This window comes from Streptomyces tibetensis, assembly GCF_040647715.1.
GTDB lineage: Bacteria > Actinomycetota > Actinomycetes > Streptomycetales > Streptomycetaceae > Streptomyces > Streptomyces tibetensis_A.
Window position 1 is genome coordinate 1 of record NZ_JBEZCR010000013.1, and the last position, 13,468, is coordinate 13,468.

At 71.9% G+C, this 13,468-nt stretch carries 8 protein-coding genes; 1 reads left to right on the top strand and 7 read right to left on the bottom strand.

Going from position 1 to position 13,468, the window contains the following annotated elements:
* Together AB0B29_RS30120 and AB0B29_RS30125 are read right to left on the bottom strand one after the other, a co-directional pair.
* Window positions 1–755: maltotransferase domain-containing protein (locus AB0B29_RS30120; RefSeq protein WP_362244622.1), on the bottom strand; the 755-nt coding region annotated here is incomplete at its 3' end.
* Between the two features lie 214 nt (window positions 756–969).
* Window positions 970–2,172, bottom strand: coding sequence for a S8 family peptidase (locus AB0B29_RS30125; protein ID WP_362244624.1), 1,203 nt, complete (start codon window positions 2,170–2,172; stop codon window positions 970–972).
* Between the two features lie 276 nt (window positions 2,173–2,448).
* Between AB0B29_RS30125 and AB0B29_RS30130 the strand changes: the two genes are divergently transcribed.
* Window positions 2,449–5,067: a glycosyltransferase family 1 protein gene (locus AB0B29_RS30130; protein WP_362244626.1), complete on the top strand. Its 2,619-nt coding sequence runs from the start codon at window positions 2,449–2,451 to the stop codon at window positions 5,065–5,067.
* A gap of 75 nt (window positions 5,068–5,142) precedes the next feature.
* On the opposite strand, the gene AB0B29_RS30135 is transcribed toward AB0B29_RS30130, so the two are convergent.
* The 5 genes from AB0B29_RS30135 to AB0B29_RS30155 all read right to left on the bottom strand — a co-directional run bounded on the left by AB0B29_RS30135 (window position 5,143) and on the right by AB0B29_RS30155 (window position 13,400).
* A complete protein-coding gene (locus AB0B29_RS30135) occupies window positions 5,143–5,673 on the bottom strand; it encodes a DUF1990 family protein (RefSeq protein ID WP_436845909.1) in 531 nt (176 codons plus the stop codon).
* Window positions 5,674–5,741: 68 nt separating this feature from the next.
* Window positions 5,742–7,388: a M4 family metallopeptidase gene (locus tag AB0B29_RS30140; protein WP_362244630.1), complete on the bottom strand. Its 1,647-nt coding sequence runs from the start codon at window positions 7,386–7,388 to the stop codon at window positions 5,742–5,744.
* Between the two features lie 250 nt (window positions 7,389–7,638).
* Window positions 7,639–9,690, bottom strand: a complete 2,052-nt coding sequence (locus AB0B29_RS30145) for a M4 family metallopeptidase (RefSeq protein WP_362244632.1) — start codon at window positions 9,688–9,690, stop codon at window positions 7,639–7,641.
* A 186-nt stretch (window positions 9,691–9,876) separates the two neighbouring features.
* On the bottom strand, window positions 9,877–11,649 hold the full coding sequence (locus tag AB0B29_RS30150) for an ABC transporter ATP-binding protein (RefSeq protein WP_362244634.1): 1,773 nt from the start codon (window positions 11,647–11,649) through the stop codon (window positions 9,877–9,879).
* Window positions 11,646–13,400 carry an ABC transporter ATP-binding protein gene (locus AB0B29_RS30155; RefSeq protein WP_362244636.1) on the bottom strand — a complete coding sequence of 585 codons (1,755 nt, stop codon included), beginning with the start codon at window positions 13,398–13,400 and terminating at the stop codon, window positions 11,646–11,648. The genes AB0B29_RS30150 and AB0B29_RS30155 overlap by 4 nt, the downstream gene beginning before the upstream one ends.
* Between the last annotated feature and the right edge of the window lie 68 nt (window positions 13,401–13,468).

Sequence of the window (13,468 nt, forward strand, 5' to 3'; positions counted from 1 at the left end):
CGGGGGAAGAACTCGTACCAGGAGCCGTACAGGGCCCGCTCCCGCTCCACGAGCAGGGGCAGGGGTTCGCTGCTGGTGACCAGGTCCCGCAGCGGATGCCGGGCCAGGACCGCGTCCACCTCCGGCGTCAGCGCCGCCGCCAGCCGAGCCGCCGCAGGGCGGTCCTCGTCCCGCAGCGCGTCGACGGCGGTGAGGATCACTGCGCGCAGTCCCTCCTTCTCGGGCACACCGGCGGCCGCCCGCTCGTACAGACGCGCGCCCTCCTCCAGGACGACGTCCGTGTCCATGCCCGCCGGGATCTTGATCTCGGCGTGATGGCGCCAGGTACTGACCGGGTCCCCCCATGCCTCGACCGTGAACGTCCACAGTCCCGGCTCCCCCGCGGTGACCGTGGCACCCCACCGGTCCGTCCCCGGGGCCAGCTCGCGCAGGGGCGTGAACGGGCCGGGGCGGCCTTCGGGGTCCTTCAGGACGACATTGGCGGCCACCGCGTCGTGCCCCTCCCGGAACACGGTCGCCGAGATCTCGAAGGTCTCGCCGGTGACGGCCTTGGCCGGCCGGCGTCCCTGCTGGACCACCGGACGGACGTCCAGGACGGGTATGCGCCCGACGGCGGTCGTGTCGCTCACGCCGAGGGGTGGCGCGGCCGGTGGGCCGGCCTCGGCCGGGCGTGCGGGGCGTGCTTCGCCGCCGGGCGCGCGCGCTCCGGTGGCGCGGCGGTTGGGGGGTGCTGGCGAGTGGTGCTTGGCGGGCATGACCGCTCCTGTCCGCGTCAACGTGGGTAGGCGGATGTCTGTGGGGAGGTGGGTCCTGCATGGTGCTCCTGAGAGGGGTACCCGCAGGAGCCTTCCCACCCTATTCGGGTGGACAATCCGGCACTTTGTTAACTACTCACGCGTATGTCGACACACAAGACCGGCCTCGTCCGCGACGGACGAGGCCGGCCCCTGAGATGGCTGCTGCTTCGCCCTACACGCGCGGCACCCGCAGTAATTTGTCCGGCGAACCGATGCCCCGGCCGGAGACCTTCCCGGTCGCCGCGGTGGCGGTCAAGGCCCTTGTGACCTGCGCCGGAGTGGCTTTCGGATGATCGGCCAGATAGAGCGCGGCCGCGCCGGCGGCGTGCGGGGACGCCATCGAGGTACCCGAGAAGGTGGCCCATGCGGTGTCGCCCGCGGCGGACGTGGAGGTGATGCCGACGCCCGGCGCGAACAGATCCAGGGCCGGACCGTGGTTGGAGAAGGCCGGTTTCTTATCCTCCCGGTCGGTCGCGCCGACCGTGAGGGCCTGCCGCACGCTCCCCGGGGAGTACAGCCCGGCCGGCCTGCCGTCGTTGCCCGCGGCGACCGTGTAGGTGACACCGGAGGCGATGGAGGCGCGGACGGCGGCGTCCAGCCGCTCGTTGCGCGGTCCGCCCAGACTGAGGTTGGCGACCGCGGGCTTCTTCGCGTGCCGGGTCACCCAGTCGATCCCGGCGATCACCCGGGCCGTGGTGCCCCCGCCCGCGGCGTCGAGGACGCGCACGGAGACGATCCGGGCCTTCCTCGCAACGCCGTGGGTCGTGCCGGCGACCGTGCCGGCGACATGCGTGCCGTGGCCGTTCGCGTCCGAGGCGACCCGGTCGTTCCCCACGAAGTCCCAGCCGTGGGCCGCCCGGCCCGTGAAGTCCTGGTGGGTGGTACGGACGCCGGTGTCGATCACGTACACCGTCACCCCCGCACCGGCCGACCGGGGCCAGGCGTAGCTCCGGTCCAGAGGCAGCCGCGGCTGGTCGACGCGGTCCAGCCCCCAGGACGGGGGTTCCTTCTGCACGCCGTCCAAGCGCACGCGGGTGTCCTGGGCGACCGAGGCGACCCGGGGGTCGGTGGCCAGCCGCGCGGCCCGTCTCGCGTCCGCGCGGACCGCGTAGCCGTTCAGGACCGTGCCGTAGGTGTGGCTGATCTCCACCCCGTACTTTCCGGCGATGCCCTTTCCGGCCGCCGAGCGGGCCGCCGTGCCCTCCTTCAGTGTCACCAGGTAACTTCCGTGCACGGAGCCGGGTGATCCGGCGCCGAGTATCCGCCCCTCCGGTACGGCGTGCGCGGGCAGGGTGGTGGCCGAAAACGCCGCGGCGCAGACCGCCGCGGCCAGGCCCCCCGTCCGGCGCAGACGCCGCTCACGCGTCCGAGCCATGGTCCGATGTCCCCTCCTCGACTCGGCGTACGGCGGTCGCGCGGCGCCGCGTGCGGCGGGCACGGGCCGGTACGCCAGGGGCAGCCTCTCGTGGCGTGTGAAGCACCACAAGGACGCCTATGGGTGTGGAATCGGCCATATCCGCGGATGGTGCTGTTCAGGCCGATCGGGGGTCGGGTCGCGGAGCCTCGGCGGCGGGGGCGCCGACGTGGGTACTGTCGTAGGAGACGTCGTCGAAGCCCTGTGAGATCCAGCGAACGCGCCGAGGTGGAACCCGTGAAGGCGATCCGTCGATTCACCGTCCGACCCGTTCTCCCCGACCCCCTCCGGCCGCTCAGCGACCTGGCCCGCAACCTGCGCTGGTCATGGCACGCGGAGACCCGTGACCTGTTCCGGGCCGTCGACCCCGAGCGGTGGGCCGCCTCGGGCGGCGACCCCGTCCGGCTGCTCGGCAGCGTGCCGCCCGCCCGGCTGGCGGAACTGGCCGGGGACGGCTCGTTCCTGCGCCGCCTGACCGAGGTCGCCGGCGATCTGCACGACTACACGACCGGCGACCGCTGGTACCAGACGCAGCCCGAGGAACTGCCCGCCGCGATCGCCTACTTCTCACCCGAGTTCGGCATCACGGCCGCCCTGCCCCAGTACTCCGGCGGCCTCGGCATCCTGGCCGGCGACCACCTCAAGGCGGCCAGCGACCTCGGCGTCCCGCTGATCGGCGTCGGCCTGCTCTACCGGCACGGCTACTTCCGCCAGACCCTGTCCCGGGACGGCTGGCAGCAGGAGCACTACCCCGTGCTCGACCCGAACGAGCTGCCCGTCGTCCAGCTCGAGGAGCTCGACGGCACCCCCGCCCAGGTCGCCCTCGCCCTGCCCGGCGGCAAACAGCTGCACGCCCGGATCTGGCTGGCGCAGGTCGGCCGGGTCCCGCTGCTCATGCTGGACTCCGACGTCGAGGAGAACGACCTCGGCGAGCGCGGCGTGACCGACCGGCTCTACGGCGGCGGCAGCGAGCACCGGCTCCTCCAGGAGATGCTCCTCGGCATAGGAGGGGTCCGGGCGGTACGGACGTACTGCCGGCTGACCGGCCATCCCGCGCCGGAGGTCTTCCACACCAACGAGGGGCACGCCGGCTTCCTCGGCCTGGAGCGCATCGCCGAACTCTGCGACGGCGGGCTGGACTTCGACGCCGCGCTGGAGTCGGTCCGCGCCGGGACCGTCTTCACCACCCACACCCCCGTCCCGGCCGGCATCGACCGGTTCGACCGCGCGCTGGTCGCCCGCCACTTCGGCCCCGAGGCCGAGCTGCCCCGCATCGACGTCGACCGCATCCTGCGGCTCGGCATGGAGAGCTACCCCGGCGGGGAGCCCAACCTCTTCAACATGGCCGTGATGGGCCTGCGTCTCGCCCAGCGCGCCAACGGCGTCTCGCTGCTGCACGGCAACGTCAGCCGCGAGATGTTCTCCGGCCTGTGGCCCGGCTTCGACGCCGACGAAGTGCCGATCACGTCGGTGACCAACGGAGTGCACGCCCCCACCTGGGTCGCCCCCGAGGTGTTCCGGCTCGGGGCCAAGCAGATCGGTGCCCAGCGCGCCGAGGACGCGCTGACCGTCGGCGGCTCGGACCGCTGGGACGCGGTCGCCGACATCCCCGACCAGGACATCTTCGACCTGCGGAGGGTGCTGCGCGAGCAGCTCGTCGAGGAGGTGCGTCAGCGGCTGCGGGCCTCCTGGCGGCAGCGCGGCGCCCATACGGCCGAGCTGGGCTGGATCGACGACGTGCTCGACCCGGACGTCCTGACGATCGGCTTCGCCCGGCGCGTCCCCTCGTACAAGCGCCTGACGCTGATGCTGCGCGACCGGGACCGGCTGATGGACCTGCTGCTGCACCCCGAGCGTCCGGTCCAGATCGTCGTCGCGGGCAAGGCCCACCCCGCGGACGACGGCGGCAAGCGGCTGGTGCAGGAGCTGGTGCGGTTCGCGGACGACCCGCGGGTGCGGCACCGGATCGTCTTCCTGCCCGACTACGGCATGGCGATGGCGCAGAAGCTCTACCCCGGCTGCGACATCTGGCTGAACAATCCGCTCCGGCCGCTGGAGGCCTGCGGCACGTCCGGCATGAAGGCCGCGCTCAACGGCTGTCTCAATCTGTCGGTCCTCGACGGCTGGTGGGACGAGTGGTTCCAGCCCGACTTCGGCTGGGCCATCCCCACGGCGGACGGCGTGGCCACCGACCAGGACCACCGGGACGACATAGAGGCCGCGGCGCTGTACGACCTGCTGGAGCAGCGGGTGACGCCCCGCTTCTACGAGCGGGGGCGCAGCGGGCTGCCCGACCGGTGGATCGAGATGGTCCGGCACACGCTGAGCCTGCTCGGGCCGAAGGTGCTGGCGGGGCGGATGGTCCGCGAGTACGTGGAGCGGCTCTACGCACCGGCTGCGCTCTCCCACCGGGCCGTGGGCCCGGACGCGGCGCGTGATCTCGCCGAGTGGAAGACGAGGGTGCGGGCGGCGTGGCCGGGCGTCACCGTCGACCATGTGGAGACGTCGGCGTCGGAGGTGCTGGCGGAGCTCGGGACGACGCTGGGGCTTCGGGTGCGGGTCGGGCTCGGTGAGCTGGGGCCGGACGACGTGGAGGTGCAGGTGGTTTCGGGGCGGGTGGACGAGGAGGACCGGATCGGGGACGCGACGGTTGTTCCCCTGAAGCCGGTGGGGTCTCCCGGCCAGGACGGGCGCTGGGTGTATGAAGGGCCCTTGTCGCTGGATCGCACCGGGCCTTTTGGGTACACGGTGCGGATCCTTCCCGCGCATCGGCTTATGGCTTCGAGCGCGGAGTTGGGCTTGGTTGCCGGGCCTTCTGAGGAGCTGGTGGCGGCTGCGGGGTTGTTGATGCGGTAGTTCGCCGTCTGCGGGTGCGTGGGGGCCGGTCGCGCCCACGCGGCGGAGCCGCAGATCGAATACAGCCCCGCGCCCCTAGGTGGGCTCGCCGCCCTGCGTTGCCAGGTTCCGTAGGACACTGCCGCACCTGCGGGCGTATGCGTGCTGGAAGCCCCTGGTCGCCGGGCCGCCCGCCTTTGCGTACCACTTGGCCGGGCGGCTGAACGCGTTCACCGTCAGCCAGACCGTGCCGTCTCCCGTGCGGTCCACGATGAACGACTCCTCGCCGGTCTCCGGGTGGCCGGGCAAGGTGCCGTAGGCCCAGCCCGCCCGGCGGGGTTCCTCGACCGTCCAGACCACGCGGCAGGGGGCCTTGATCATGCCGGCGAGGGTGACGGTGACGTCGACGCCGGGGGCGGCCCGGTCCGCGCTCGCGTCGAGGCCGACGCCCATGGCGCGGTGCATCTCCCAGGTGAGGACGGCCTCCGCGGCCCGGCGGAAGACCTCCTCGCCCTCTCCGAGACGAGTGCGTACGGTCATGGGGCGGAAGCCCGGCGGGCAGAAACCCTGGTCACGGGTGGCGCCGACATCGGCGTAGGTGAAGTCCTGCGAATCCGTAGAAGACACGGTCCCCAAGGGTAAGGCGGTACCCGGACCCGCTTCGGGTCCGGGTACCGCCCGTGGTCGTGCTTCGGTCAGCCGACGTTCACGGCCGACCAGGCGGAGGCGACCGCCTTGTACTCGGTGCTGGAGGCGCCGTACAGGGCCGAGGCGGCGTTCAGGGTCGCCGTACGGGCCTGGGCGTACTTGGTCGTCGACGTCATGTACGTCGTCAGCGCCTTGTACCAGATCTGCAGCGCCTTGTCCCGGCCGATGCCGGTGACCGTGGAGCCGTTGGAGGTGGGCGAGTTGTAGGTCACGCCGTTGATCGTCTTCGAGCCGCTGCCCTCGGCCAGCAGGTAGAAGAAGTGGTTGGCGGGACCGGAGGAGTAGTGGACGTCCACGCTGCCGAGGCTGGAGGACCAGCTGTCCTTGGACGCGCCGTCCTTGCTGGGCTTGTCCATGTAGCGCAGCGGCGAGCCGTCGCCGTTGATGTCGATCTCCTCGCCGATGAGGTAGTCACCCTTGTCGGAGGAGTTGTTCGCGAAGAACTCGGCGCCCGCGCCGAAGATGTCGCTGGTGGCCTCGTTCAGGCCGCCCGACTCGCCGCTGTAGTTCAGTTTTGCCGTGACCGAGGTCAGGCCGTGGCTCATCTCGTGCGCGGCCACGTCCAGCGAGGTCAGCGGGTTGGTGTTGCCCGAGCCGTCGCCGTAGGTCATGCAGAAGCAGCTGTCGGACCAGAAGGCGTTGACGTAGCTGTTCCCGTAGTGGACGCGGGAGTAGGCGGCCTTGCCGTCGCCCCGGATGCCGCTGCGGCCGAAGGCGCTCTTGTAGAAGTCCCACGTCACCTGGGCGCCGTAGTGGGCGTCGGCGGCGGCGGTCTCGGCGTTGGACGGGCTGCCGGTGCCCCAGACGTCGTCGGAGCCGGAGAAGAGGGTGCCGGTGCCGGAGGTGCCGCGGTTGAGGTTGTACGTCTTGTGGCCGCCGCGGGTGCCGTCCGTCAGGTTGTACGTCGACCCGGACTTGGTGGTGCTGAGGGTGACGGCGCCGCTGTAGGTGGTGTTGCCGGTGCCGGTCTCGACGCCCTGGTACTCGAAGAGCTTCTTGCCGGTGGCGGCGTCGGTGATGACGTGCAGCTCGTTCGGGGTGCCGTCCTCCTGGAGGCCGCCGACGACGGTCTCGTAGGCGAGGACCGGCTTGCCGTCCGCCGCCCAGATGACCTTGCGGGGAGCGGAGTGCGCCTCGGTCTTGGCCGAGCCGGCCGCCTTGGCGAGGGTCACGGCCTGCTTCTCGGCCTTGGCTGCGGTGACCGCGGGCTTGAGCGAGGCGACCTTCAGGGTCGCCTCGGTGGCTCTGGTGACGCCCTTGGTGGCGCCGGACTTCGACTGGTGCACCACGAGGTCGCCGCCGAGGACGGGCAGGCCGTCGTAGGTGCGCTCGTAGCGGGTGTGGACCGTGCCGTCGGCGTCCTTCACGACGTCACGGACGACCAGCTTCTCCTTGGCGCCGAGGCCTATCGCGTCGGCGGTCCGCGTGGCGTCGGCCTGCTGCTCCTGGACGAGCGCGGTGCGGGCCTGCGCGGAGAGCAGGACGGGGGCGGCGGCGAGGGCCGGCTTGCTCGGGGAGTCCGCGGCGACGCTGCTGCCGGAGCTCAGGCCGGTGGTGAGCAGGGCCCCTGCAGCGACGGCGGTGGCGATGGCGAGCGTGGCGCGCTTTTGACGCGCGTAGAAAAGGGTGGACACACAAGCTCCTCGATGTGGGGGAAGTGCTGTGCTGCGGTGGTGCTGTGCGGGTGGGGGAAGAGTGGCACTCCAGACGCGTACATGTCAGGAGTCGACGTGATGTTGGCCGGAAGTCGACGGCCAGATGTACGCGAGGACACGTGAAACGGACGCCGCCCCGGGGGATTCGAACCCACCGGGGCGGCGCCCTGACTACGAGGGCCTACGGGCCTGCGTACCTAGGGCACTGAGGGCCCGCCGGCCTGCGGATCTACGGGAACGTCAGCTTCCAGCTGTTGATGTAGCCGGTGTCGATGGCGGCGTTGTCCTGGACGCGCAGGTTCCAGACTCCGTTGGCCACCTCGGAGGAGGCGTTCACCGTGTAGGTGGTGTTGATGTTGTCGGCGCTTCCGCCGGTGCCGTACCCCTTCAGCGCGTAGACCGTGCCGTCGGGGGCGACCAGATCCACCTTGAGGTCACCGATGTAGGTGTGGACGATGTCCACCGAGACCTGGAGGTTGGACGGCGCGTTGCCGGTCCGGCCGGAGACGGTGACCGGCGAGTTGACCGCCGCGCCCCGGTCCGGGATCGCCACGTCGGCGGTGTTCTCGAAGGAGGTGCCGCCGCCCCCGCCGCCGCCGGAGCGGGTGCCGACGTTGACGCCCGCCCACGCGTCCTGGACCGCCTTGTACTCGGCGCTGTCCGTGCCGTAGAGCTCACCGGTGGCCGCGAGGGTGCCGGTGCGGGCCCCCGCGTAGTTGGTGTTCGAGGTGAACTTCGTGGTCAGTGCGCGGAACCAGATCTTCTCCGCCTTGTCCCGGCCGATGCCCGTGACCGGAAGGCCGTCCGAGGTGGCCGAGTTGTACGTGACACCGTTGATGGTCTTGGTGCCGCTGCCCTCGGAGAGCAGGTAGAAGAAGTGGTTGGCGGGGCCCGACGAGTAGTGCACGTCGACCGAGCCGATGCCCGAGTACCAGCTGTCCTTGGACGCGCCGTCCTTGCTGGGCTTGTCCATGTAGCGCAGCGGCGAGCCGTCGCCGTTGATGTCGATCTCCTCGCCGATGAGGTAGTCACCGACGTCGGAGGAGTTGTTCGCGTAGAACTCGACCGTCGATCCGAAGATGTCGGAGGTGGCCTCGTTCAGACCGCCGGACTCGCCGCTGTAGACGAGGCCCGCGGTGTTGGAGGTGACGCCGTGGGTCATCTCGTGGCCGGCCACGTCGATGGCCGTGAGCGGGTGCGTGTTGCCCGAGCCGTCGCCGTAGGTCATGCAGAAGCAGCTGTCGGACCAGAAGGCGTTGACGTAGTTGTTGCCGTAGTGGACCCGGGAGTAGGCGCCGACACCGTCGCCCTTGATACCCGAACGCCCGTGCACGTTCTTGTAGTAGTCCCACGTCAGCGCGGCGCCGTAGTGCGCGTCCGCGCCCGCGGTCTCGGCGTTGGACGCGCTGCCGTTGCCCCACACGTCGTCCGGGCCGGAGAACAGCGTGCCGGTGCCGGAGGTACCGCGGTTGAGGTTGTACGTCTTGTGGCCGCCGCGCGCGCCGTCCGTGAGGTTGTACGTCGACCCGGACTGCGTGGTGCCGAGCGTCACCGTGCCGCTGTACGTCGTGTTGCCGGTGCCGGTCTCGATGCCCTGCCACTCGTAGAGCTTGGCGCCCGTGGCCGCGTCGGTGACGACGTGCAGCTCGTTCGGGGTGCCGTCCTTCTGGAGGCCGCCGACGACGGTCTCGTAGGCGAGGACCGGCTTGCCGTTCGCCGCCCAGATCACCTTGCGCGGCGCCTTGTCGACGTCGGGGCTCCTGGTGTCGTCCGCCTTCGCGGCGGCCAGCGCCTGCTTCTGAGCCTTGGCGGTCGGGACGGCCGCGGTGGTGGTGGCCGGCTTGATGGCGGTGCGGGTCGCCTTGACGACCGACTTCGTCGCACCGGACGCGGCGGCCTTGACGACGAGGTCACCGCCGAGGACGGGCAGACCGTCGTAGGTGCGCTCGTAGCGGGTGTGGACGGTGCCGTCGGCGTCCTTCACGACGTCACGGACGACCAGCTTCTCCTTGGCGCCGAGGCCCAGCTCCCGGGCCGTCCGGGCCTTGCGGGCCTCGGCCTTGCGGATCAGCGCGGCGCGCTGGGCGGGGCTGAGCTTCACCGACTCCGAGCCGGGGATCGCCTTGCTCGCGGCCGGCGGCGCCTGCTCGGGTGCCGCGACGGCAGTGCCGCTCTGCACGGCGGCGGCGATCAGCGCGGCGACGCCGGCGAGGGCCACGGCCGCGGTGGTGTGGGGAGTGCGTCTGTGGGAGGTGCCTCTTCGCGAGGAACTGCTTCTCAACACTGACTCCTTCTGCGGGACCGGGGGTCGCCCGGCCTGGGGAGGTGGAGGTGTTGCTGTGGGGTTCCTGTGGAGCAGTCGTGGGAAGCGTGGCAGGGGAGTGCGCTTTCTGTCAGGACCGTGTCAAAAGTATGGCCGGAAACGGTTCGTTGTCCGGAAGTTCATGTTCGCTATGCGGACGCTTTGCTATGCGTGCACTTCGCCTGCTCCGGGCAGATCCCCGTGCCAGGAGTGCCACAGCGCCGCATAGGCACCCCCGGCCGCCACCAGCTCCTCGTGCGTGCCCAGTTCGCTCAGCCGGCCGTCCTCCATCACCGCCACCCGGTCGGCGTCGTGCGCGGTGTGCAGCCGGTGCGCGACGGCGATGACGGTGCGCCCCTCGAGAACGGCGGCCAGGGCCCGCTCGGTGTGCCGGGCGGTCGTCGGGTCGAGCAGCGCGGTCGCCTCGTCGAGGATCAGCGTGTGCGGGTCCGCCAGCACCACGCGGGCCAGGGCGAGTTGCTGCGCCTGCGAGCCGTCGGTACGGCGGCCGCCCTGGCCCAGCGGGGTGTCCAGCCCCCGCGGCAGCTCCCGCACCCACGCGTCGGCGCCGACCACGGCCAGCGCGTCCCACACCTGCTCGTCGTCCGCGTCGGGTTCGGCGATCCGCAGGTTGTCGCGGACCGAACCCAGGAACACGTGGTGCTCCTGGGTGACCAGGACGACCTGCCGGCGCAGCCGCTCCGGCCCCAGCCCGACGACCGGCACGCCGCCGACCGTCACCGAGCCCGCGCTCGGCGCGTCGATGCCCGCCATCAGCCGGCTCAACGTCGTCTTGCCGGCCCCGGACGGCCCGACCATGGCGAGCCGCTCCCCGGGGCGCACGGTCAGATCGACACCGCGCAGCACCTCGACGCCCCCGTCGTAGGCGTAGCGCACCCCGACGACGTCGATCCGGTCCCCGTCGGGATCCGGGCAGTCGCCCTCCCCACCGGCGTGTGGTGCCCGGGCGAGCCCCTCCACCCGGGCGAACGAGGCCCCGCTGCTCTGCAGTTGCTCGACCCGGACCAGGATCTCGTCCAGCGGGTTGCTCAACTGGTGCAGATACAGGGCCGCCGCCACCACCGCCCCGAGACTCATCGCGCCCGAGGAGTGCAGGACGCCGCCGATCACCAGCACACCGGCCACGGGCAGGACGTACGACACCTCCACCGCCGGGAAGAACACACTGCGCAGGTACAGCGTGTGGAAACGGGTGCGGCGGGAGGTCTCCAGGGCGTCCCGGCTCGCGGCCGTGCGCTGCCTCTCCAGACGGAACGCCTCGACCGTGCGGGCGCCGGACGCGGTCGCCGCGAGGATCTCCGCGACGTCCGAGGTGGCCGCGCCCTCGGCGAGATAGCCGTCCCGGGCCCGGCGCAGGTACCAGCGCAACGCCACCTGGATCGGTGCGAGTCCGAGTACGCCGAGGGCGCCGAGCAGGGGGTCCAGGAGGAACACCGCGCCGATCAGGAACAGGCACTGGACGAGGTTGACGAGCAGGACCGGCCCGGCGTCGCGCAGGGTGTTGCCGACGGTGGTGACGTCGGAGGTGCCGCGGGCGGTGAGGTCGCCGGTGCCGGCGCGCTCGACCACCGAGGCGGGCAGGGCGAGGGCGCGGTCCACGAACCGCTCCCGCACGCGGGCCAGGGTCCGTTCGCCGAAGCGGTGGCCCACGTAGCGGGCCCAGCGGGCCAGGAGCAACTGGGCGAGGGCGCACAGGAGCAGGACGAGGGCCAGCCGGTCCACGGCTCCGGCGCCGTGGCCCGCCCGTACGTCGTCGATCATCCGGCCGAGCAGCCACGGCCCCGCGAGACCGGCCAGGGCGGCCAGGGCGTTGAGCACGAGGACGCCGCAGAAGACCCGGGTGTCCGCCCGTACGAGGTCCAGCATCGCGCGCCGGACGTCCTGCCGCGCGGCGACGGGGAGATGGGTGCCGGTCATCCCAGGGCCTCCTCGGTGTCCCGTGCGACGACGGCTCGGTAGCCGGGGGTGGATTCCAGGAGTTCGTGGTGGGTGCCGGTCGCTGCGACCTTGCCGTCCTTCAGGAAGAGGACGGTGTCCGCGTGGTCGAGGACCAGGGGGGAGGTGGTGGTGACGACCGTCGTGCGGCCTTGTCGTGCCGCGCCGAGCCGGGACGCGACCGTGGCTTCGGTGTGGGCGTCCAGGGCCGAGGTGGGTTCGACGGCGAGGAGGATCTCCGGGTCGGCCAGAAGCGCTCTTGCCAGGCGGATGCGCTGGCGCTGGCCGCCGCTGAGGTTGCGGGCCTGGGCGGTCATCGGGGAGTCCAGGCCGTCGGGGAGGGCCTGGACGATGTCCTCGGCCGCGGCGGTGTGGAGCGCCTTCCGGGTCGCCGGGTCCTTTGGTGTCGCGTGCGCGGGGTCGTCGTGGTGGCTCGCGTCGCGCCCAGCGCCCCTCGACGCGGGGGCGATCATCTCCCGGAGCGTTCCGGCGAACAGGTCCGCCTCGTGGTCCGCCAGCAGGATGCGGGCCCTGACCTGGGCCAGGGCGATGTCGTCCAGGCGAGTGTGGCCCCACGTGGCGTTCGACGGGGCGTAGCGGGCCAGGCGGTCCAGGACGGCCGTGGCGTCCGCGGGGTGCTCCGCCACCAGCGCCGTCAGACGGCCCGGCCGGATGCGCACGCCCGAGGCGGGGTCGTACAGCACCGAGGGCTCGGACGGGGCGTCCCGGGTGCCGGTGTCGGGCACCGGTTCCAGGCGCAGGAACCGTACGACCCGGCGGGCGCACACCAGGCCGCGGCTGATCTGGTAGCCGCACTCCACCCAGAAGGACACCGGGCCCACCAGGACCGCCACATAGCCGTAGACCGACACCAACTCGCCCACGGTGATGTGGCCCTGCGCGGCCAGGCGCGCCGCCAGCCAGGTCACCACCGCGAGGAACAGGGTCGGCAGGCCGATGCCCAGGGCCTGCACCCAGCTGGTCACCGCGCCGACGCGGTAGCCCTGTTCGCGCAGCCGCCCGGAGTCCCGGCGGAAGGCGTCCGAGACCAGGTCCTTGCCGCCGAGCCCGGCGAGGACCCGCAGGCCGCCGGCGAGGTCGCCGATGCGGGCGGTCAGGACGCCCTGGCGTTCGCGGTACTCCGCCTCCGAGCCCTGCAGCCGGCCGAGCAGCGGGCCGACCAGCAGGACGAGGACCGGAATGCCGAGCAGGACGACCGCGGCGAGGAGCGGGGAGACCGAGATCAGCAGGGCGGCCACGACCAGATAGGCCACGACGGCGCCGACGCCGGGGCCGACGACCGTCAGGGACTGGCTGATCGTCTGGACGTCACCCACGCCGATCGTGACGACCTCTCCCGCGACCGTCTGCCGGGACAGGGACGCCCCGAGCCGGACCGCCTGGCCGACGACGACCTTCACCGTGCGGAAGTTGGCGTCCATACGGACCCGGGTCATGGTGCGGTGCCGCATGATGCTCAGCCAGGCGTTGAAGGCCCCCACCGCGAACAGCGCGCCGCTCCAGAGCACCAGCGCGCTCATGTCGCCCGGCTCCAGACCGTCGTCGATCGCCCGGGACATCAGATAGGGCGTGGCCGCCAGCAGCACCATCCACACACTGCCGAACATCGCCCCGGCGGCACACCGCCCGGGCTGCCGCATGGCCAGCCACCACAGGTACCGGGCGCCGCCGCGGTGATCGGGTGTGCCGGGGTCCTCGTACGCGTCGATCATCCGCCCGCCCTCCGCTGCGGCTGCAGGTTCCTTCGAACGTCGGCACCGGCTCCCGCGGAATCGCGATC